Consider the following 21070-nt stretch of genomic DNA (forward strand, 5'->3'; position numbering starts at 1 on the left):
CTCAATTTCGTGATGCAGTAGCGGTTTGGCGGATCGGTTGCAATGTGCCGGGTGGATGGAGAGAACTTGGGCCAGACGCGATCTTTCAGATTCCAGCCTAGGTCGTCAGCGGCTGAAATCGTCCAGGCGGAGAAGCGGCCAGTTCCGACCAGTCGATTTCCTCTTCCAGGCGATGATACGCTTCGTCGCCGATCGTACCGTCGCGGCGCAGCCGCTCCAGCGCATCACGCTGGCTCTTGATGGCATACAACCGCAACCTGTCATACTCGGTCGCCGCCTGGGCGTCCTCCGGGTTTTCGGCGATCATACGCTGCGCGGTAAATTGCTCGCGCACCGCGGCCGCGGCATTCGATGTCTTGCCGCTCAGCACGTCCAGCGCGGCCTGCATGATGGCGACGCGTGCCTGCGCAACCTCGAGGTCGACCGTCTGGTCAGGGTCGAGCCGAAGCAGGCGCAGCATCAGCTTCAGGCTCATACCTTGCAGCACCAATGTACCGAGGACGACTGAAAAGGCGGCGAGCACGATCGGGTCGCGGCCCGGAAAGTCGGCCGGCAAGGCGAATGCTGTCGCAAGGGTGACTAGGCCGCGCATGCCGCACCAACCGATCAGCACACCGCCGCGAAACGACGGGGCTTCGGCCTGCCGGTCCGCGTCACCAAAGCTGGCAAGCCACCTGATGATCGCGCCGCATCCCAACACCCACACGAGACGCGAAACGATGACGACGGCCAGCACGGCCGCGGCGAAGACGAAGGCTTCGCCCTGCCCCTGCTCGGCGAGCCGGCCGACGATCGATCGTGCCTGAAGGCCCATCAGGACGAAGGCCAGCACGTTGAGCACGAAGACCGCCGTCTCCCAGACCGAGTAGGAGCTGACGCGATTTCTGGCCGGCATGCGACGCGGCGCGGTGCGCGCGATGGTCATGGCATAGACGACGATGGTTATGATGGCGGAGAGCCCGATCCTGTCGGCCAGGATCCAGACGCCGAATGTCCCCGCAAATTGCACCACCGTGCCACTTGCCGGATCTCTTATGCGATCGAGCGTGATGAGAGACAGCCGGCCGAGTGCGTAGCCGGCCGCAAGGCTACCGACCGTCGACAGCAGGATCGTTGGAACGGCGCTGCTCAGCAGGACGGAGCCGGCAGCCGCCGAAACCGCCATCCGGTAGATCAGGAGAGCGGTGGCGTCGTTGAGCAGGCTTTCGCCTTGCAGGATGGCGGTGATGCGGTGCGGCACCTTGAACTGTCCAAGCACGGCCGACGCCGCGACCGCATCGGGCGGCGCCACGATGGCGCCAAGGGCGATGGCCGCGGCGAGAGGCAGGCCTGCCATTGTCCAGCCGAACAGCGTCACGACCGCGGTGGTGAAAACGACGGCGCCAAGCGCCAGCAAGAAGAGCGGCAGCCTGTAGCGATTGAGATCGCGCAGCGATGTGTCGTAGGCCGCGTCGAGAAGCACCGGCGCGACGAACAAGGCAAGCGCCAGTTCCGGGTCGATCTCGATAGTCGGTGCGAAGGGCAGGAAGGCGATGCCGGCGCCCGCCAGCGCCAGCAAGGAAGGATAGGGAACCTCGAGGCGCCGCGACAGCGCCGTCAGCGCGACGGCTATCAGCAGGAGAACGAGGGTCAGCTCGAAAAGCGCCATGCCTTATCGTAGCCGCGGAATAAGACGATTGGCACTGCAAAAAGCGGACGGTTTCATACCGCCACGATCTGTTTCCACGGGGTTTGTGAAGCAGGCCTGAAATGGCGTCAGGGTCTCTGCCCCTAATGCAGCACCAGCATGTCGCCCGACGAGAAGGAAATCTCGGCCTTTTCACCGACGGCGGGCGGCGGGGTGGCGGGGCTGTTGAACGTGTCGAGCGACACAGTGCTGCCGCCGATGCCGACGCGAACCCGGATGACCGAGCCGAGGAAATGCACCTCGGCGATCTCGCCCGAAAGGCTGGAGTCGCGACCCGGATGGCGGCCAAGCGAAATCGCCTCGGGCCGCAACGCCAGCGACAGCGTGTCGCCGGACTTGGAGCCGTTGAGCTTGCCCTTGAGCGAGACTTCTTGCGCGTTGACGCGCACCTTGCCAGATGCCGCGTCGGTGACGGTGCCTTCGAGCACGTTCAGCGTGCCGACGAAATTGGCGACGAACTTGGTCGCCGGCCGGTTGTAGATCTCGAACGGCGTGCCGACCTGCTCGGCCTTGCCGCCATACATGACGGCGATGCGGTCGGAGATCGACAGTGCCTCTTCCTGGTCGTGGGTGACGAAGATGGTGGTGATGCCGAGCTTCTTCTGGATCGAGCGGATTTCCTCGCGCAGCGACACGCGCACCTTGGCATCGAGCGCCGACAGCGGCTCGTCGAGCAGCAGGAGCTTCGGCTTCGGCGCAATCGCCCGCGCCAGCGCGATACGCTGCTGCTGGCCGCCGGAGAGCTGATAGGGATAGCGGTCGCCCATCTGCGGCAGCTTGATGAGGTCGAGCATCTCGGCCACGCGCCTGTCGGCATCGGCCTTGGGCATGCCCGCGACCTTCAACCCGAAGCCGATGTTCTGCGCCACGGTCAGGTTCGGAAACAGCGCATAGGCCTGGAACACCATGCCGACATTGCGCTGGTTGGGCTTGAGCCGGGTGATGTCCTTGCTGGCCACCACGATCTTGCCGGCGCTCGGCTCCTCGAAGCCGGCGACCATGCGCAGCACCGTCGTCTTGCCGCAGCCCGATGGCCCTAGAAAGGAGACGAACTCGCCCGGCTCGACATCGAGGTTGAAGTCCTGGACCACGGTGGTGGCGCCGAAGGATTTTCGCACCTGCTGGATTGAGAGGAATGGCTCGGCCATGTCTTTTTCTTTCGATCAGTTTGGGCGGTTCGCCGATCTCGGCGCAAAGCGCGACAGGATCTGGATCAGCGACATGCAGCCCCAGGTGATGGCGAAGGCGATGATTGCCAGTGCCGCCGGCTCATAGGCACGATTGGCGCCGATGTTCTGCAGATAGGGGCCGAAGGCCGGCCGGTTGAGCAGGCTGGCCATGGTGAATTCGCCGATGACGATGGCGAAGGTGAGGAAGGCGCCCGACAGCACTGCGATCAGCACGTTGGGCAGGATGACCCGGGTGATGATCGTGCCCCAGCCGGCGCCGAGGATCTGCGCCGCCTCCGTCAGCGTGCGCACGTCGATGGTGCGAAGCCCGGTGTCGACCGCACGGTACATATAAGGCAGCGCCAGCGTCGCATAGCCGATGACCAGCAAAGCGTCGGTACCCCTACCGCTCGCCAGGAACGGCAGCGGCGAGTTCGATCCATACATTCTGATATAGCCGAAGACGATGACGATGGCCGGGATGACCAGCGGCAGCAGGGTGATGAACTCGACGATTGGCCTCAGTTGCGGCAGCCGAAGCCTGATCCAGTAGGCGGTGGGCACGACGATCAGCACGCCCAGGATGATGGTGAAGACGGCGGCCAGCACGGAATAGCCGAAGGTCGCCTGGAAGCGGGGGTCGCCGAGCACGACCTTGTAGGCGTCGAGGGAATAAACGCCGCGCCGCATGCGCATCGAGAATTCGACGGTCGCGATGAGCGGAATGAAGAAATAGGCCGCGCCCAGCGCGAAGACGACCCAAGCCCAGAAACGTCCGCTCTTCATTTGAGCCACCTTTCGCTGCGCGTCCTGAACCAGATGTAGAAGACGTTGGCGAGGCCGGTGATGACAATCATGCCGAAGGCAATGGCATAGCCGAGATGCGGGTTGTGCAGCACGTCGCCGCGGATCTGCGCGTAGAGCACGATGGGAATGATGTTGAGCGACGAGCCGGTCAGCGCATAGGCGGTGGCGATGGCGCCGAACGCATTGGCGAACAAAAGGATGACAGTGCCGAGAAAGCTCGGCCAGATCACCGGGATGACCACCATGCGCCAGTATTGCGCGGTGGTGGCGCCAAGCGTGGCGGCGGCTTCGCCCCATTCCTTCTTCAGCCCGTCGATTGCCGGCGTGATGATGACCACCATCAGCGGGATCTGGAAATAGACATAGGTGAGCGTCAGGCCCCAGAAGGACAGGATGTTGAAGCCGTGGGCATAGATGTTGAGGCCGAACACGGTGTTCAGGATCACCGTTACGAGGCCGAGCCGGCCGAGCGTGGCAAGGAAGGCAAAGGCCAGCGGCACGCCGGCGAAATTGGAAGCCACGCCCGAAAAGGTCAGCGTCGCCGAGCGTATCCAGTTCGGCAGGCCGCCGCGCACGATGGCAATGGCAATGGCCAGACCCGCAAATGCGCCGATGAGCGATGAGGCAAGGCTGATCTTGATCGATATCCAGTAGGCGGCAAGGATAGTGGGCAGCCTGCAGTTTCCGTCGGCCCAGGAGATCCAGGAATCATATTGGCACTGGATATAGTTCGACAAATTGGGCGGGTCGAAGATACCGACGATGTTGTCGAAGGTGAACGTGCCGGTAGCGTTCTGGAAGGCGCCCAGCACCAGATAGAGCGTTGGCAGGATCAGGAACATGATGGCGAAGATGAAGAACGGCGCCACGCCCAGCCACTGCGTCGGCAGCCGAAACGCGCGCGCCTCGCTGGGCGGCGCCGTCTTCCCGGCAATTGCGTGATCGGAAAGCGAGAGATCGGTCATGCGCCGGCTACCGTTCGAGGGAGACCGGGCGGCCGTGAGGCCGCCCGGTGGCTTTCAACCTTACTGAACGTTGGCGCCGACGACGGCGTCCCAGTTCTTGGTGATGGCTTCCTTGGCCTTGCCCTGCTCGTCGAGCGTCGGGAACACCGCGGCCTCATAGGATGCAGCCGGCGGCAACTTGGCCATCACGTCCTCCGGAATCTTGCCGTTCTTGGCGAGATCGTTGAAGCGGATCGGATGGCAATAGCCCTTCAGCCAGCCGATCTGGCCTTCGTCGGAATAGAGATACTCCAGCCACAGCTTGGCGGCATTCGGATGCGGCGCATAGGCGCTGATCGCCTGCACGTAGACGCCGGCGACGACACCGGTCTTCGGTACGACGACATCGACCGGCGGGTTGCCGTTCAGCGTGTCGCGGCCGGCAAGCGCATTGTAGTCCCAGTTGATCAGGATTGGCGTCTGACCCTGTGCAAGCGTCGCCGGCTTGCCGATGACCGGCACGAAATTGCCGGCGGCATTGAGCTTCTTGAAGAAGTCGAGGCCGGCAGTACCTGCGGCTTCGCCCGCCGCCGCACCGCTTGAAAGGCCAGCGGCATAGACCGCCTGGATGGCCTGGTTCGAAGCGCGCGGATCGCCGGCGAGAGCGACGGCATTGGCATATTCCGGCTTCAGCAGATCGGCCCAATCGGCCGGCGCTTCCTTGACCAGATCCTTGTTCACCATCATTGCCAGCACGCCGTAATAGTCGCCGGTCCAGTAGCCTTCGGCATCCTTGGCGCTGTCGGGGATCGAATCCCAGGTCGACACTTTGTAGGGCATCAACAGGCCGTCGGCCTTGGCGGTCGGGCCGAAGGACAGGCCGACGTCGATGACATCGGGCGCCTGCGGGCCCTTATTGTCCTTGTTGGCCTTGATCGCCTCGATCTCGTCGCCGGAGCCGGCATCGGGGTTGAGCTCGTTGACGGTGATTTCCGGATACTTCGCCTTGAAGCCGTCGATGACAGCGCCATAGCCGCACCAGTCATGCGGCAGCGCGATGGTGGTGAGCTGGCCTTCCGCCTTGGCGGCGGCAACCAGTTCATCCATGGACTGGGCCGACGAGATGGCAGAGGTCGCCATCAAGGCGACGGCCGAAAGGGAAAGCACTTTTCCCGTGAATTTGAACATGTGTTCTCTCCGTTGAACTGACGCCGTTGGACGCCTGCGATGCGGTATCGTTTTCGTGTGACAGCCAGATGAAAGCTTTGTGAAAGCGACGCCCTGCAGTACGAAAAAGTAACTCTTTTTAACCGGCTGTAGCAATCGCTTCGCGATTCTTTTTCCGGCTAATGAATTTCTGTCTTACCTGCCATCCTTTCCCCTTTCTTTGCCCTCATTTCCCAGATCAATTTCCGGCGCGAAAAACCGTCTCAGACGGTGCCGGCGATGGCGTTTTCGAGCAGCGTCAGCGCCGCCTTCCTGGTCAGCTTGACCGGGTTGCCGCCGGCGGTCGGATCGACCACCGCCATGTCGGCGATCAGGCCCTTGCGCTTCTTGTCCATGTCGAGCCCCTTGATCAGCCCCGGTAGCGCGTGCGGCACCTTCAGCTCCTTGCGCAGCTTGATGACCGCCCTGGCGAAACCGTCGAAGCCGCCCTTGATACCGCAATAGGCGGCGAGCCGGGCTATGCGCTCCTCGATGGCGTCGCGGTTGAAGGCCAGAACATAAGGCATGAACACGGCGTTGGTCATGCCGTGATGGGTGTCGTAGAGCGCGCCGATCGGATGCGACAGCGAGTGGATGGCGCCCAGCCCTTTCTGGAAGGCGGCCGCCCCCATTGCGGCGGCACTCATCATGTGGGCGCGAGCGACGAGATCCTTGCCGTTGGCATAGGCTTTCGGCAGGTTCTCGAAGACCAGCCGCACGCCTTCGACAGCGATGCCGTCGGCCATCGGATGATAGCCCGGCGCGCAATAGGCCTCGAGGCAGTGAGCAAGCGCGTCCATGCCGGTGCCGGCCGTGATGAAGCCCGGCATGCCGACCGACAATTCCGGATCGGCGATGACGATCGCCGGCAAAAGTTTCGGGTGAAAGATGACCTTCTTGGTATGGGTCTCCTCATTGGTGATGACGCCGGCGCGGCCGACCTCGGAGCCTGTGCCGGCGGTGGTCGGCACGGCGATGATCGGCGCGATCGCATCGGAGTTGGCGCGCGTCCACCAGTCGCCGATATCCTCGAAATCCCAGACCGGCCGCGTCTGGCCCGCCTGGAAGGCGATCAGCTTGCCGAGATCGAGCGCCGAGCCGCCGCCGAAGGCGATGACGCCGTCATGCTTGCCCTTCTTGAACACCGCGATGCCTGCGGTCAGGTTGGAGTCCACCGGGTTCGGCTTCACCTCCGAAAACACCCCATAGGGAACCTTGGCGTCGTCGAGGATCTTCAGGGTCGAGGCGACGACCGGCAGCTTCGCCAGCCCCGGATCGGTGACGAAGAGCGGCCTCTTGATGCCGGTGGCATCAAGCACATCAGGCAATTCCTTGATGCGCCCCGCGCCGAAGCGCACGGTCGTCGGGTAGTTCCATTTGGAAATGAGTTTTGTCATCTTGTTCTTTCAGAAATCAGATGGCTTCGCGCAGATGATATGATTTCGGCCTCGTCAGATTGTCGTAGCCGATGGCCGACAGGGCGGCGCCCTTGCCGGTGTCCTTGACACCGGTCCAGACCAGCGCCGGATCGAGGTAGTCGCAGCGGTTCATGAACACGGTGCCGGTCTCGACGCGATCACCGATCGCCACCGCATGCTCGGTGTCACTAGTCCAGATCGAGGCCGTCAGCCCGTACGGGCTGTCGTTCATCAGGGCGATCGCCTCCTCGTCGTTGCGCACCTTCATGATGCCAACGATCGGCCCAAAACTCTCCTCGCGCATGACGCTCATCTGGTGGTCGACCTCGGTCAGCACTTCCGGCGCCAGATAGGGCGAACCTTGCTCGTCGTTGGCCACCTTCATGTTGACGTGCGCCTTGGCACCCTTGCGCAGCGCCTCGGCCTTCTGCTCGCGGATCAGGTCGGCAAAGCGCGCCTGCGCCATCGGCCCCATCGTCGTCGCCTGGTCGAGCGGATTACCGACGACATAGTTCTTCGTTTCGGCGATGAAGCCTTCGACGAATTCGTCATAGACCTTCTCGTGCACATAGACGCGCTCGATGCCGCAGCAGCACTGGCCGGAATTGTAGAAGGCGCCGTCGACCAGGTTGGCGACGGCATGATCCATCTTGGCACCGGCCAGGACATAGGCCGGATCCTTGCCGCCAAGTTCGAGGCCGAGCGTCATAAAGGTGCCAGCCGCGGCCTTCTCGATGGCGCGGCCGCCGGCAACAGAGCCGGTGAAGTTGACATGATCGATCTTGCCCGAGCCGAGCAGCTTCTCGGTCTGGGCATGGTTCATGACGAGGTTCTGGAACAGGCCCTTTGGCAGGCCGGCCTTGTCGAAGGCCTGTTGAAAGCGTTCGCCGACCAGCAGCGTCTGCGCCGCATGCTTGAGGATGACGGCGCTGCCGGCCATCAGCGCCGGCACGATGGTGTTGACGGCGGTGAGATAGGGATAGTTCCACGGCGCGATCACCATGACCACGCCGAGCGGCACCTTCTTCACATAGCGGCGAAACCCGTCCTTGGGATTGGAGGCCATCACCGGCTTCAGTGCCGCCTCGGCGATCTCGACCATGTAGCCGGTGCGTTCCCTGACGCCACCGAACTCGCCGCCATAGCGCACCGGACGGCCCATCTGCCAGGCGATCTCCGGCACGATCTCGTCGCTCATCGCGACCAGCGCTTCCAGCATGGCGAGCATGTACTTGCCGCGCTCGACGACCGGCGTCTCAGCCCATTTCTCCTGCGCCGCTTTGGCGCGCTCGACCGCGGCATTGATCGCCTGGTCCGTGGCGACAGGCCGCTCGGCATAGATCGAGCCATCGACGGGGGATTTTATCTTGACCGTATCGGTCATTCGTTGAGTCCTCGCAGTTTGTGACAATCTCGGCTTTGAGCCGCCCGCCCTCCGGCACCAACCTCCGGCACCAAGGCTGAACGGCAGCGCTGGCGTAGTTTAGTACCGCTCGAACCCCCTGTGCAGTTCCCAATCCGTAATCCGGCGATCGTATTCGAACTGCTCCCACCGTGCCGTGTGCACGTAGTGTTCGAGCACATCCTCGCCAAGCGCCTGCCTCAGCATTTCCGATTTCGCCAGCGTCTCTGTCGCGTCGCGCAGCGTGTTCGGTATTTCCGGCAGCTGCGAGGCCTGATAGGCGTCACCGACGAAGGGCTTTTGCAGTTCGAGCTTTTCATCGATGCCGGCAAGCCCAGCCGCGATCAGCGCCGCGAATGCGAGATAGGGGTTGAGGTCGGCGCCGCCGATGCGGCATTCCATGCGAATGCCCTTGGTGCCCTCGCCGCACAGGCGGAAGCCGGCGGTGCGGTTGTCCTCGCTCCACATGATCTTGGTTGGCGCGAAGGTGCCGGCCTGGAAGCGCTTGTAGGAGTTGACGTAGGGCGCCAGGAACCAGGTGAATTCCTTGGCGTATTTGAGCTGGCCCGCCGCCCATTGCTGGCCGAGCGTCGACAGCGTCCATTCGGCGTTCTTGTCATAAAAAAGCGGCGTCTTGCCGTCGGCGCTCCACAGCGAATTGTGGATGTGGCTGGAATTGCCGGCGAGCCCGTAATTGTACTTGGCCATGAACGAGATCGCCTTGCCTTCGGACTCGGCGATTTCCTTGGCGCCGTTCTTCAGGATGACGTGGCGGTCGGCCATGTCGAGCGCCTCGGCATAGCGCACATTGATTTCTTCCTGGCCCGGGCCCCATTCGCCCTTGGAATTCTCGATCGGAATGCCGGCCGCCTCCATCTCGTTGCGCAGCCGGCGCATGACGCCTTCTTCCTTGGTGGTGATGCCGATCTGGTAATCGCCGATATAGGGCGAAGCGGTATCGAGGCCCTGCCAGTGCTTCTTGCGGGCGGAATCGTAAGTTTCGCTGAACAGGTAGAATTCGAGTTCGGAAGCGAAATAGCCGATATAGCCACGTTCGCTCAGCCGCTTGACCTGCTTCTTCAGCATGGCGCGCGGCGAATGCGGCAGGTCGTCATGGGTGTGATGGTCGAGCACGTCGCAGATCACCAGCGCCGTCTTCTCCAGCCACGGGATGCGCCGCAGCGTCGACATATCAGGCTTCATGACGAAGTCGCCATAGCCCTTCGACCAGCTCGCCGCCTTGTAACCCGGCACCGGCTCCATATCGATGTCGGCGGCCAGCAGATAATTGCAGCCATGCGTCTCGTCATGGGCGGAATCGACAAAATACTGGGCCAGGAACCGCTTTCCCGCGAGCCGGCCCTGCAGGTCGACGATGCAGGCCAGCACCGTGTCGACCTCGCCGCTGGAGACCGCCTTCTTCAACTGATCGAACGAGAAATTTCCGGCCATTCCTTCACGCTCCGTCGCCTTATGGCGCTTCGAGAGTTCAAATCTGGACCCGGCCGCGGAGAGCGGGCCGGGTCGTATCGAGTTATCGGCAGCCCTAGATCGAGGCGGCGCCTTCGCGTTGCTTGACGGCGAATTCCTCCTCCGGCGAGTAGACCAGCGTTTTGCGGCCATAGGCGCCGAAATAGATGATCGCCAGCGCGTACCAGACCGCCACCCCAACGATGCCCTGCCGGTAGAGCGGATCGGTGAGCTGGAAGGCAATGGTGATCAAGGCGATGATCACGGTCAGCCATGCGCCTAGCACGCCGAAGGGGCTCTTGTAGGGCCGCTCGATATGCGGGAAACGGCGGCGCAGTTGCAGGAAGGTAAGCCCCTGCAGCAGATACGAGAACATGGCGCCAAACACGGCCATGTTCAGAAGAGTGCCGCCGATGTAGGTGCCGGCGGCCCCGCCGCCCTGGGTGAACCAGATCACCACCATCACCAGAAAGCCGACCAGCGATCCCGCGGCAAGCGCCACGTTGGGCGTCTTGTGCTCACCATGGGTTACCGAGAGGAAATGCGGGAAATAGCCCGCGCGGCTGAGCGAATAGATCTGCCGCCCGTAGGCGAAGATGATCGCGTGGAAGCTCGCCACCAGGCCAGCGACGGCGAACAGCGCGAGGACTTTCGCCCAGCCCGCTCCGTAGATAGTCCTGAAGCCGTCCAGTATCGGCTCGCCGGACGTTCCGTAGGCAAACGCACCGTCGGGCAGCGCCGGGTTGATGATCAGGATCAGGAAACCGGTGGCGAGCAGCGTGAACATGCCGAGCATGATGCCTTTTGGCATGTCGCGCTTGGGATCCATCGATTCCTCGGAGGCAAGCGGCAATTGCTCGATGGCGAGGAACAGCCAAACCGCGAACGGCATCGCCGCGAAAATGCCCCGCAGACCGAATGGCAGGAATGGCCCGCCTCCGTCCGGCAGCGCCATTGCCGCCCCGTCCGGTCCGATTCCGATATTCATCGCATTCTTGGCGAAGTCGAATTGTCCCGACGCCAAGGCGCTGACGAAAAAGAACACCAAGATCGCCAAAGCGATGAGCGTGACGATGACGGTGACCCCGAATGAAAGCGCGACGCCACGCACGTTCAACCCGACGAAGACCAGATAGCCGACGAGCCACCAGATCGGCTGCCAGGCATCCGGGGTGCCGGTGATGGCCGTCATGTAGGTGCCAATGAAATAGACGACGACCGCCGGCGTGAGCACATATTCGATATTTTCCGCTATGCCGGTGATGAAGCCGCCCCACGGACCGAACGCCGTGCGCGCGAAGGAATAGGCACCACCGGTATGTGGCAGCGCCGGGCTCATCTCGGCAATGGAATAGGTCAGGCCGAGATACATGATGGCGATCAGCACGGTCCCGATGAACATGCCGCCCCAGCCGCCGACGGCGAAGCCGAGGTTCCAACCTGAAAAGTCGCCCGAGATGACGGCTCCGACGCCGAGTGCCCAAAGCGAGAAGACGCCGGCGTGACGTTTCAGCCCGCGTTTTTCGAAATATTCAGAACCGGGGATGTGATAGGACACGCCCCCTTCATGCTTTTTTGCTTCGTCTGCCATTGTTTTTCCCTCTGTCAGTTGACCGGCTGAACCGGATGGCCAATCGCCGACTGTCGGATCTCCTTTTGGTCCTCTTCCAGTCCGAGATCGGAAAAAATGCCCGTGAGCAGATCCGCCCATTTCCGCTGCCCGGCTTCGTCGGATATTTCGTCGTTGCGGATTTCGATCATCGCGCAGGCAAGGCCGCGCGAGCGCGCATGGCGTTCCAGCGTGAAATAGACGCGGTCGGCCGGCGAATAGGGTTCGTTGACGCCGACCGTGACGCCGGCGAGCCGCTTCAGCGCGGCAATCAGCGGAGACGCCAATCGGCGGTCCTCGTCGTGGATGATGCCGATGTGCCAGGGCCGGCTCTTGCCTTTGTAGACCGGGGTGAAGGAATGGATTGAAACCAGACGGGTCTCCGCTCCGCGCGCCAACCTTTTGTCGACGATCTGCTCGACCGCGTCATGGAAGGGCCGCCACGACAAGGCGATGCGCGCGGCGCGCTGCTTTTCCGTCAGTCCGGCATTGCCGGGAACGGCAGTGGTTTCGCTGATCGCCGATATCAGGTCGGGCGCGTCGAGCGGGCGGTTGCAGTCGATGACAAGGCGCGAAATGCAGGTCTCTACCAGCACCGCGTCGAGTGCCTCGGCCATGCGGCGGGCGACCGGCAGCGCGCCGGGATCCCAGGCGATGTGGCGGGAAAGCTCTTCGGCAGCAAGGCCGAGCGTTCCGAATTCCGGCGGCAGGAAGTTGGAGGCGTGGTCGCAGGTCAGCACGAATGGGCTTGATCCGCCCGGGTTCGTCACCCTCACGGCTTCAGGCGATGCAAGGCTGGCGGGCCGTGCTGTCTCCATTGTCTGCTGTCCCCGGGGAGCGCTGTACCGTATGTTACGTATTTTGCCTCATTGCGTCCCTATGGATGATTTCATACAGTTTGTCAGGCTTTGTCAAATGCGATTTCGGCAAAACAGCCAGGGTGGGGAAAAGATGATATCCAGCATTGCCGAACTGATCTCGGACCGCATCGGCACGATGCCGGCAGGCGAGCGGCGCGCCGCACAGACGCTGATCGCCAACTACCCGCTGATCGGCCTGAAGACGGTCGCCGAGTTCTCGACTGCCGCCGGCGTCTCCTCGCCGACGATCTTGCGTTTCGTCGCCCGGCTCGGCTTTCAGAACTACCCGGAATTCCAGTCGACACTGCAGGACGAGTTGGCGGCGCAATTGCAGTCGCCGGCATCGCGGACGCTCAATCCGTCGTCGCTGGGCGGAGGCGCGGTGTCGCCGATGCTGGAGGCGACGCTCGACAATATGCGTGAGACGTTTAGGCACCTGTCCGACAAGCAGCTTGCCGACATCGTCGCGAAGCTTGCCGATCGGCGCGGCAAGACGTTCCTGATCGGCGGCCGCTTCACCGACCCGCTGGCACGCTACATGGCCGCCCACCTCGCCATCGTCCAGCCCAACGTCTTTCACCTCGCCGGGCAGGAGAGCGTCTGGCGCGACCGGCTGATCGACATGGGCAAGCACGACGTGCTGGTGATCTTCGACATCAGGCGCTACCAGGAAAGCCTGGTTCGCTTTGCCGAAACGGCGCATCAGCGCGGCGTGCAGATCGTGCTGTTCACCGACCAGTGGCTGTCGCCGATCGCCCGCTTCGCCCGCCATGTCATCGCCGGGCGCACCGCCGTGCCCTCGGCCTGGGACTCCTCGGCGGCCCTTTTTGTCGTTGCCGAAACCCTGATCGGCGCCGTCACCCGGCAGCTCGAGGCTGACAGCGCCAAACGCATCCGCGAGCTGGAAAGCCTGCGGTAGAACCGACGCGGCTTGAACCTGGACCTGCGGCTGGGTCGTCCGGAACGCAGCGGCCCGCACCAGCGCTGTCGCGTGAACAGCTCAGGACATTGTTCTGGCGCCTTACCTAAGAGGCAGACACACTGCCCGAGCTCGCGATCAATCAATTGCTTTCTGACGGCAGTTATGCTATTGATTTAGATATGGTGCTGATTTGCGCTGACGACCCGCCGTTAGGCGGGTTTTTCGTTTCGGCAGTGGACAAAGCGGCATGATTCTGCTATCAGCCGCCGCAATTCGTGGTGTAGCCCACTGCGGAGGCTGGTGGCTATGGCCGCTTGCCTGTTGATATCAAACCCGAAAGACAGGATTGCCCGTGCAGGTACTCGTCCGCGACAACAATGTTGACCAGGCGCTTCGCGCGCTCAAGAAAAAGATGCAGCGCGAAGGCATCTTCCGCGAAATGAAGATGCGTGGACATTACGAGAAGCCTTCCGAGAAGCGCGCGCGTGAGAAGGCGGAAGCCGTTCGCCGCGCCCGCAAGCTGGCCCGCAAGCGCGCCCAGCGCGAAGGCTTGTTGCCGATGACGCCGCGCCCGGTGGCCGCCGGTGCTGCTGGTGCTCCGCGTCCGCCGCGGTTCTGACGTCAATTTTTCGTCCTTTTCGAAGGATATCCAGGGTGGGGCGATGCGTAATCGCCGCCACCTTTTTGTTTTGAATTCGACCTGGTTCGGGGAGACCCGGTTCGGAGTGGGAAACTGACGGCGCGGCGGCAGTGAGGACAGAGCAGACATGAACGCAACTAGCCTTGAGCGCAAAACCGCAATGCGCGGCTTCGCCCTGACGGCAGCCCTGCTTTCTGGCCTGGCGCTTGCCGGCTGCCAGACAGCCCCGACGGCCGGATTCAACAACATCGACAAGGCACAAGGATCGGTCGAGAACATTTCCTCGCTATCGGCCGTGATCCAGCGCAGCCCCCAGGATCCGGAAGGCTACAACGTGCGCGGCTCGGCCTATGGCCGCGGCGGCCAGTATCAGGCGGCGCTCAAGGACTTCGACACCGCCATCCAGCTCAATCCTAATTTCTACCAGGCCTATTCGAACCGCGCTCTAATCCATCGCTTCCTCGGCGACCAGGCGGCCGCGCTTGCCGACTACAACCACTCGATCCAGATCAATTCCAACTATGACGCCGCCTATATCGGCCGTGGCAATCTCTACCGCAGGGCCGGCCGCACCCAGGAAGCATTCAACGATTTCCAGAAGGCGATCCAGCTCGACACGACAGATGCCCGCGCCTACCACAATCGCGGCCTGATCTATCAGAGCCAGGGCCAGCACGCCTTCGCCATCGAGGATTTCTCGACCGCCATCTCGCTGGCACCGGACGCCGCCGAGCCCTACAATGGTCGCGGCCTTTCCTACCTCGCCACGAACGACGAGGACAATGCCTTCGCCGACATCAACATGGCGATCAAGCTCGACGGCAAGAACGCCGAGGCCTGGTCCAATCAGGCGCTGATCTACGAGCGGCGCGGCGACAAGGCCAAGGCGGCGAAATCCTACCGCGAGGCCGTGCGCCTCAACCCCACCTACCAGCCGGCCAAGGACGGCCTGGCGCGCACCAGCGCCGCCTGACCGCCGGCGGCGTCCGGCCTGATATGGCGGGCCTGCCGCTTGGCATGCCTTCGAAACGCTCGAAGACTGCGCACTAAAGCGCATCGCATGTAATGGAATGGTGTGCTTCAAGTTTGTCCTAGGGCGTGCTTTCGGGCGACATGCATTGACGCTCGCCTTGATCGCGCCAAGTTTTCGGCGGAACGCTCGCGACGCTTAGCCGTTGTTCAAGGCAATTCGCGAAAGGACCCTCCCATGATCAAGAAACTCGCCTGTGCCGCCGGCCTCGCCGCTACGGTTCTCGCCGCCCCTGCCAGCGCGGGCAGGCTTCAGCTCGGCGTGCTCGACTGCACCATCGACGGCGGCACCGGCTATATCGTCACATCCAACAAAGGCGTGACCTGCACCTTCCGCCCCCATCATGGCGGCCCTTCCGAAGCCTATACCGGGGTCATTTCCAAGCTTGGCGTCGACGTCGGCAAGACGCATCAGGGCGAATTGATATGGGCGGTTCTGGCGGCCACCGGCAACCGTGCTTCCGGCGACCTTGCCGGCAGCTATTATGGCGTCAACGCCGAGGCCAGCGTGGTGACCGGCGGCGGCGCCAACCTTCTGGTCGGCGGATTGAACAGCGCCTTCTCGCTGCAGCCTCTCAACGTACAGGCGCAGACCGGCGTCAACCTGGCGGTCGCCGTCACTTCGCTGGAGCTGATCCACTCGTACAAATAAGCGGCATAGCGTGGCTCTGAGCGCGGCGCGGAACAGGATCGTTCCGTGCCGCCTGATTTTTTTGAAAACCCATGCCGGGGACGATCATCGCTGCCGCCACGATCGCCGCCGGCGCCAATCTTCGACCACCCCACGTTTGATGGGCATCCTCGGCCCACTCGCAAAAAACCGCTTGAGCTCAACTGCGGTTGAGGTCTTACAAGCCGTCCCCGAAACGCCGCGTGTTCATTTGGACGCGAACAGCATTCCATCGTTTTGAATCGGCGTATAAGAAAGTTCGGGAGGCGGGATGACCGAGACCAGCACAAACAGGGTCGACTGGCGAGCGCTGTGGGCGAGCGGCGATCTGGCGCGCTTCTGCTTCATCAGCCTTGGCATCCTGCTGCACGCCACCAACGAGACGATGGTGGCGACGGTGATGCCGGCCATGGTCGGCGAACTCGCCGGCGTGCAGCTGGTCGGCTGGTCGCTGGCGATCTACGAGCTCGGCGCCATCGTCGCCGGCGCCGCCGCCGGCCGGCTGGTGAGCTATGTCGCGCTGCGCACCAACATGGTGGTGGCCGCCCTGCTCTATGCGGCCGGCGCCCTGGTCTGCGCCATCGCGCCGTCGATGCCGCTGTTCCTGGCCGGGCGCCTGATCGAGGGGCTTGGCGGCGGCGCGCTGGTGTCGCTGGCCTTCGTCTCGGTCGAGCGGCTGTTTCCACGCATCATCTGGCCGCAGCTTTTCGGCGTCATGTCGGCGATCTGGGGCGTTGCCGCCTTCAGCGGGCCGGTGCTGGGTGCGTTGATGACCGAGCTGCTCTCCTGGCGCTGGGCTTTCGGCATCTTCACGCTCGGCGGCACGACCATGGCGCTGGCCAGCTTCATCGTGCTTAACACACCCGAGGCGACCAGACCGCGCACGGTCATTGGGATGGCGCCGCCCTTCCCCTTTGCCGCGCTCGGCTGCCTTGCCGTCAGCGTCGTGCTGATCGCCACCGCCGGTGTCGACATTGCCCTTCTGCGCTCGTCCCTGCTGCTCACCCTCGGCCTGGCGGGCCTCGCGCTGTTCATCCGCATCGACGCGCTGAAGCCGGGCTCGCGGCTATTCCCGTCGCGGCTGTTCTCATGGCGCTCGCCGGTCGGCGCGGGCATGACCATGGTCGCCGCCTTTTCGGTGGCGACCTGCTCCTTCGCCGTCTACGGACCGCTGCTGCTGACCAGCCTGCACGGCATTCCGATCCTGACCACCGGCTATATCATCGCCGCCGAATCGATCGCCTGGTCGATCCTGTCGATCCTCGTCGCCAATGCCCCGCCGGAGCGCGAACGACTGATCATCACCGGCGGCGCGCTGATGATCGCGACGGGCATCACCGGCTTCGCCTATGCGGTACCGGCGGGTTCCATTCCTTTGATCCTGTTTTGCGCGCTGTTGCAAGGCGGCGGCTTCGGCATTGCCTGGCCCTTCGTCACGCGCGTGATCGTGGCATCGGCCAGGGACGACGAGCAGACGATCGCGTCCGCCGCCGTACCGACGATGCAGCGCATCGGCTATGCGGTGGGTGCAGCACTGACCGGCATCGTCGCCAACGCCAGCGGTTTTTCCGAAGGCCTGAACCGTGAGGCGGCGGCAAATGTCGCCAGCTGGCTGTTCCTCGCCTTCGTGCCACTCGGGATTCTCGGGTGCCTCGCCGCTCTGAGAATATCGGGGCCGGCTGCCCGGCCGGCGAGGCTGCCAATCTCCCCCCTTGTGGGGGAGATGCCCGGCAGGGCAGAGGGGGCGCGAAGGATTGCCAACCTTTGGCTTGATCTTTCCATAGAAGGGCCCAGGGCACTAATGCATGTCGCGCAAAAGTGTGCAGCGGTTTTGCGATAACGACATGCATAAAAACAAGAACTTAAAGCGCGTCGCATGAATCCGTTCAAACGCGACGCGCTTTAGAATCCTGTCCCTTTTGAGCGCTGCGGCGGCACACAACTTTTCGAAACGTCAGCGGGACAGCGCCCCCCTCTGGCCTGCCGGCCATCTCCCCCACTTGTGGGGAGATTAGATGTCGCCGCGGCCTTCGCCAATCTTCAATGCTGAAGCAAGAGCAGGCCGAAGGCGAAGCAACTAGACGACGATCGTCTTCAGCCGTTCGGCGATCAGTGCCGCAAGCCGTGCCGCCACCTCGTCCTTGCTCATCTCCGGCCATTCGTCGACACCGGCCTTCGAGACGATCCGCACCTTGTTGCGGTCGCCGCCCATTACACCCGAAGACCCCATGCCGCTGTCATGCGATACGTCGTTGGCGACGATGAAGTCGGCTCCCTTCTTTCTGAGTTTGGCCTCGGCATTCCTGACAAGATCCTGCGTCTCGGCGGCAAAGCCGACGACCAGGCCGGGCCGCTTCCCGTGATGACCGACACTGGCGAGAATGTCCGGGTTTTCGACCATCTGCAGTGCCGGCGGCCCCTCGCCCGCCACTTTCTTGATCTTCTCGCCGGCCGAGGTCTCGCTGCGCCAGTCGGCGACGGCGGCGACGAACACGGCCGCGTCCGCCGGCAGCAGCTGTTCGACCGCGTCCTTCATCTCGTTCGCGGTTTCGACGTGGAGCGTGGTGACGCATGCGGGATCGGCAATGCCGACCGGACCGGAGACGAGGCGCACGTCGGCGCCCAGCCTTGCCAGCGCCGCCGCGATGGCATGGCCCTGCTTGCCGGACGAACGGTTGGCGATGTAGCGCACCGGGTCGATCGGCTCATGCGTCGGCCCGGAGGTGACGATGATCTTTCTGCCCGCCAGCGGCTTCGGCCTGATATCGAGCAGCGCCTCGATCGCGGCGACGATCTCCAGCGGCTCGGCCATGCGGCCTTCGCCGGCCTCGTTGCTCTCCGCCATCTCGCCTTTCGCCGGGCCAACGAATGCGATGCCGTCCTTCTGCAACGTCGCGCGGTTGCGGCGGGTCGCCGGATGCAACCACATTTTCGGGTTCATGGCGGGCGCCATCAATACCGGCTTGTCGGTGGCGATGAGCACGGTAGAGGCAAGGTCGTTGGCATGGCCGTTGGCAAGCTTCGCCATCAGGTCGGCGGTGGCCGGTGCCACGACGACAAGATCGGCCTCGCGCGACAACCTAACATGGCCGACATCGTGCTCGTCATTGCGGTCGAACAAATCGGTGAAGACATGGTCGGCGGACAGCGCTCCGACCGACAGCGTGGTGACGAACTCCTGCGCGGCTGATGTCATCACCACCCGCACCGCGGCGCCCCGCTCGCGCAGCCGGCGGATCAGATCGAGCGCCTTGTAGGCGGCGATGCCACCGCCGATGATGAGCAGGATGCGCTTGCCGGAAAGGCCCGCAGCGAATTGCGGAGGCCTGCGGGCGGGACCACGTTCCGGCAGATCGACATCGAATCCTCCATGAGGCTCGACCGAGCGGCGGATCGCCGCGTAAAGAGTCTCGTCTTGGAAGCTTTGGGTTGAGCCGCCAGAAACGCCCTTTGCAAGGACGCTACGCGCTTCCTCTTCCATCGACACGCCCCTTGCGGCGGCACGCTCGCGCAACGCTTGCTTCACGCTGTCGTCGAGACTGCGTATGGTAAGGGTTCCCATGGCCGTGCTCCTTGGCCCTCAACATAAGTGAGGAGGACTGCGCATGCAATGACAGCAACGCCGCCGCTATCATTGCACTCAAAGCAGCTTCCAAGCGATATAAACCAACGTCAGTGCAATCACCCACAGCGCCAGCCGGCCGGATCTGCTATAGCGCGCCTCGGCCTTGCCGATGGCGCGCGCCGTCCTTTCGTCAAAGCGCAGGCCGTGTTCGGCCATCAGGTCGATCTCGCGCGACAGCCGCTCGGTGCGGGCGGCGAGGTCCGGCGCCTGGCGGGCGAGCGCCAGCAGCGCGCCAGCGCCGTCGCGTGCGTCTGCCAGCAGAGCACGCGGGCCGAGATTGCCCGATATCCAGCCGCCGACCACCGGTTCGGACGTCTTCCACATGTTGAAGGCCGGGTCGAGCGTGCGCGCGACGCCTTCGACCACCACCATGGTCTTCTGCAGCAGCACCAGTTCGGACCGTGTCGCCATGTCGAAGAGGTCGGTCACTTCGAACAGAAGAGTCAGGAGCTTGGCCATCGAGATGGTATCGGCCGGTTGGCCATGGATCGGCTCGCCGATGGCGCGGATCGCCTGGGCGAAGGCCGCGACATTGTGCTGGCGCGGCACGTAGCCGGCCTCGAAATGCACCTCGGCGACGCGCAGATAGTCGCGGGTGATGAAGCCATAGAGGATTTCGGCGAGGAACCGGCGCTCCTTCTTGCCGAGCCGGCCGGCAATGCCGAGATCGACGGCGACGATGGTGCCGTCAGCCTCAACGAACAGGTTTCCCGGATGCATGTCGGCGTGGAAGAACCCGTCGCGCAGCGTATGGCGCAGGAACGACTGGATGAGGTTGGCGGCGATCGCCTTCAGATCATGGCCGGCAGCAGCGAGACCGGCAATGTCGTTCAGCTTGATGCCGTCGACCCATTCCATGGTCAGCACGTCGCGGCCGGTGCGTTCCCAGTCGACCGTCGGCACGCGAAAGCCGGGATCGTCCCTGGTGTTCTCGCCGAGCTCCGAAAGCGCTGCCGCCTCGAGCCTCAGATCCATTTCGATCTTGGTGGTCTGCGCCAGCGTTTCGGTCACTTCGACCGGCCGCAGCCGGCGCGACGACGGGATGTATTTTTCCTGGAGGCGGGCGGCGAGAAAATAGCTTTCGAGATCGCGAAAAAAGCGGTGGCGCACGCCCGGCCGGATGACCTTCACCGCCACCCGCGAAACGACGCCGTTCTGCAGGGTTTCTGCGGTATGCACTTGAGCGATCGAGGCCGCAGCGACGGGTTCGCCGAAACCGGCGTAGAGCTCGCCGACCTTGCGTCCGAGCGAAGCCTCTATCGCCGCAATGGCCTCGGCTTGCGGAAAGGTCTGCATCTTGTCCTGCAGCATGGCGAGATCGAGCGCCATGTCGTTGCCGACGACATCGGGCCGTGTCGCCAGGAACTGGCCGAGCTTGACGTAGGATGGCCCGAGCCGGACGACCGCCTTGGCCAGCCGGTCGCCGCGTTCATAGGCGAGCGCGCGGCGGCGGGTGAACAGGCGTGCCATCCGCCAGCCGAATTTCGGCAGGCCGGAAAGCTCGTCGCCCGGCAAGGCCGCCACGACGCCTTCGCGGACCAGCACCCAGCCGGCCCGTACGAGCCTGAAACCAGCGCCAAGCCTGCTCATGACTGCGCTTGCCCCGCTGATT

The 21070-nt window shown here is 63.4% G+C and carries 17 protein-coding genes; 5 read left to right on the plus strand and 12 right to left on the minus strand.

The annotated features are described in order from the left end of the window. Positions 1-97: 97 nt before the first annotated feature. The 10 genes from EJ066_RS02330 to EJ066_RS02375 form a co-directional block, all read right to left on the minus strand. The gene (locus EJ066_RS02330; RefSeq protein WP_126034630.1) at positions 98-1648 is read right to left on the minus strand and encodes a sodium:proton antiporter; all 1551 of its coding nucleotides are present in this window, start codon (positions 1646-1648) and stop codon (positions 98-100) included. A 122-nt stretch (positions 1649-1770) separates the two neighbouring features. Continuing rightward, positions 1771-2835, minus strand: a complete 1065-nt coding sequence (locus EJ066_RS02335) for an ABC transporter ATP-binding protein (RefSeq protein WP_126034631.1) — start codon at positions 2833-2835, stop codon at positions 1771-1773. A 15-nt stretch (positions 2836-2850) separates the two neighbouring features. Continuing rightward, positions 2851-3642, minus strand: a complete 792-nt coding sequence (locus EJ066_RS02340) for an ABC transporter permease (RefSeq protein WP_126034632.1) — start codon at positions 3640-3642, stop codon at positions 2851-2853. Next, a complete protein-coding gene (locus EJ066_RS02345) occupies positions 3639-4628 on the minus strand; it encodes an ABC transporter permease subunit (RefSeq protein WP_126034633.1) in 990 nt (329 codons plus the stop codon). Before EJ066_RS02345 ends, EJ066_RS02340 begins: the two co-directional genes overlap by 4 nt. A 60-nt stretch (positions 4629-4688) precedes the next feature. Continuing rightward, entirely contained in the window at positions 4689-5795 is a 1107-nt protein-coding gene (locus tag EJ066_RS02350; RefSeq protein ID WP_126034634.1) for an ABC transporter substrate-binding protein, read from the minus strand. A 242-nt stretch (positions 5796-6037) separates the two neighbouring features. Beyond that, positions 6038-7210 (minus strand): iron-containing alcohol dehydrogenase, encoded by a 1173-nt coding sequence (locus EJ066_RS02355; protein WP_126034635.1) that lies wholly within the window; start codon positions 7208-7210, stop codon positions 6038-6040. A 16-nt stretch (positions 7211-7226) separates the two neighbouring features. Next, positions 7227-8615, minus strand: a complete 1389-nt coding sequence (locus EJ066_RS02360; protein ID WP_126034636.1) for an aldehyde dehydrogenase family protein — start codon at positions 8613-8615, stop codon at positions 7227-7229. Between the two features lie 99 nt (positions 8616-8714). Further along, entirely contained in the window at positions 8715-10085 is a 1371-nt protein-coding gene (locus EJ066_RS02365; protein WP_126034637.1) for a glutamine synthetase family protein, read from the minus strand. A 94-nt stretch (positions 10086-10179) separates the two neighbouring features. Further along, the gene (locus tag EJ066_RS02370) at positions 10180-11694 is read right to left on the minus strand and encodes an amino acid permease (protein ID WP_126034638.1); all 1515 of its coding nucleotides are present in this window, start codon (positions 11692-11694) and stop codon (positions 10180-10182) included. Positions 11695-11708: 14 nt separating this feature from the next. Beyond that, positions 11709-12530: an N-formylglutamate amidohydrolase gene (locus EJ066_RS02375; RefSeq protein WP_126034639.1), complete on the minus strand. Its 822-nt coding sequence runs from the start codon at positions 12528-12530 to the stop codon at positions 11709-11711. A gap of 133 nt (positions 12531-12663) precedes the next feature. Here EJ066_RS02375 and EJ066_RS02380 point away from each other — a divergent pair, with 133 nt between their 5' ends. The 5 genes from EJ066_RS02380 (at position 12664) to EJ066_RS02400 (ending at position 17673) form a co-directional block, all read left to right on the plus strand. Next, positions 12664-13491 carry a MurR/RpiR family transcriptional regulator gene (locus EJ066_RS02380; protein ID WP_126034640.1) on the plus strand — a complete coding sequence of 276 codons (828 nt, stop codon included), beginning with the start codon at positions 12664-12666 and terminating at the stop codon, positions 13489-13491. A gap of 355 nt (positions 13492-13846) precedes the next feature. Continuing rightward, entirely contained in the window at positions 13847-14113 is a 267-nt protein-coding gene (gene rpsU, locus EJ066_RS02385; protein ID WP_023797519.1) for a 30S ribosomal protein S21, read from the plus strand. A gap of 148 nt (positions 14114-14261) precedes the next feature. Then, positions 14262-15107: a tetratricopeptide repeat protein gene (locus EJ066_RS02390; RefSeq protein ID WP_126034641.1), complete on the plus strand. Its 846-nt coding sequence runs from the start codon at positions 14262-14264 to the stop codon at positions 15105-15107. 234 nt (positions 15108-15341) lie between these two features. Continuing rightward, entirely contained in the window at positions 15342-15815 is a 474-nt protein-coding gene (locus EJ066_RS02395) for a DUF992 domain-containing protein (RefSeq protein ID WP_126034642.1), read from the plus strand. Positions 15816-16104: 289 nt separating this feature from the next. Continuing rightward, positions 16105-17673 carry an MFS transporter gene (locus EJ066_RS02400; protein ID WP_245455060.1) on the plus strand — a complete coding sequence of 523 codons (1569 nt, stop codon included), beginning with the start codon at positions 16105-16107 and terminating at the stop codon, positions 17671-17673. A gap of 237 nt (positions 17674-17910) precedes the next feature. Here the strand turns inward: EJ066_RS02400 and coaBC are convergent, their stop codons facing one another. Both coaBC and ubiB read right to left on the minus strand, forming a co-directional pair. Next, positions 17911-19395 (minus strand): bifunctional phosphopantothenoylcysteine decarboxylase/phosphopantothenate--cysteine ligase CoaBC, encoded by a 1485-nt coding sequence (gene coaBC, locus EJ066_RS02405; protein ID WP_210211047.1) that lies wholly within the window; start codon positions 19393-19395, stop codon positions 17911-17913. Positions 19396-19473: 78 nt separating this feature from the next. After that, a complete protein-coding gene (ubiB, locus tag EJ066_RS02410) occupies positions 19474-21048 on the minus strand; it encodes a 2-polyprenylphenol 6-hydroxylase (protein WP_126034643.1) in 1575 nt (524 codons plus the stop codon). Between the last annotated feature and the right edge of the window lie 22 nt (positions 21049-21070).

This window comes from Mesorhizobium sp. M9A.F.Ca.ET.002.03.1.2, assembly GCF_003952365.1.
Taxonomy (GTDB): domain Bacteria; phylum Pseudomonadota; class Alphaproteobacteria; order Rhizobiales; family Rhizobiaceae; genus Mesorhizobium.

Bases quoted from the DNA above. Each gene is read 5' to 3' on its own strand.
- EJ066_RS02380 (WP_126034640.1), top strand. From the start codon at position 12,664: ATGATATCCAGCATTGCCGAACTGATCTCGGACCGCATCGGCACGATG.
- ubiB (WP_126034643.1), bottom strand. From the start codon at position 21,048: ATGAGCAGGCTTGGCGCTGGTTTCAGGCTCGTACGGGCCGGCTGGGTG.
- EJ066_RS02335 (WP_126034631.1), bottom strand. From the start codon at position 2,835: ATGGCCGAGCCATTCCTCTCAATCCAGCAGGTGCGAAAATCCTTCGGC.
- EJ066_RS02365 (WP_126034637.1), bottom strand. From the start codon at position 10,085: ATGGCCGGAAATTTCTCGTTCGATCAGTTGAAGAAGGCGGTCTCCAGC.
- EJ066_RS02355 (WP_126034635.1), bottom strand. From the start codon at position 7,210: ATGACAAAACTCATTTCCAAATGGAACTACCCGACGACCGTGCGCTTC.
- EJ066_RS02400 (WP_245455060.1), top strand. From the start codon at position 16,105: ATGACCGAGACCAGCACAAACAGGGTCGACTGGCGAGCGCTGTGGGCG.
- EJ066_RS02370 (WP_126034638.1), bottom strand. From the start codon at position 11,694: ATGGCAGACGAAGCAAAAAAGCATGAAGGGGGCGTGTCCTATCACATC.
- EJ066_RS02340 (WP_126034632.1), bottom strand. From the start codon at position 3,642: ATGAAGAGCGGACGTTTCTGGGCTTGGGTCGTCTTCGCGCTGGGCGCG.
- EJ066_RS02360 (WP_126034636.1), bottom strand. From the start codon at position 8,615: ATGACCGATACGGTCAAGATAAAATCCCCCGTCGATGGCTCGATCTAT.
- coaBC (WP_210211047.1), bottom strand. From the start codon at position 19,395: ATGGGAACCCTTACCATACGCAGTCTCGACGACAGCGTGAAGCAAGCG.
- EJ066_RS02345 (WP_126034633.1), bottom strand. From the start codon at position 4,628: ATGACCGATCTCTCGCTTTCCGATCACGCAATTGCCGGGAAGACGGCG.
- EJ066_RS02330 (WP_126034630.1), bottom strand. From the start codon at position 1,648: ATGGCGCTTTTCGAGCTGACCCTCGTTCTCCTGCTGATAGCCGTCGCG.
- EJ066_RS02350 (WP_126034634.1), bottom strand. From the start codon at position 5,795: ATGTTCAAATTCACGGGAAAAGTGCTTTCCCTTTCGGCCGTCGCCTTG.
- EJ066_RS02395 (WP_126034642.1), top strand. From the start codon at position 15,342: ATGATCAAGAAACTCGCCTGTGCCGCCGGCCTCGCCGCTACGGTTCTC.
- EJ066_RS02375 (WP_126034639.1), bottom strand. From the start codon at position 12,530: ATGGAGACAGCACGGCCCGCCAGCCTTGCATCGCCTGAAGCCGTGAGG.
- EJ066_RS02390 (WP_126034641.1), top strand. From the start codon at position 14,262: ATGAACGCAACTAGCCTTGAGCGCAAAACCGCAATGCGCGGCTTCGCC.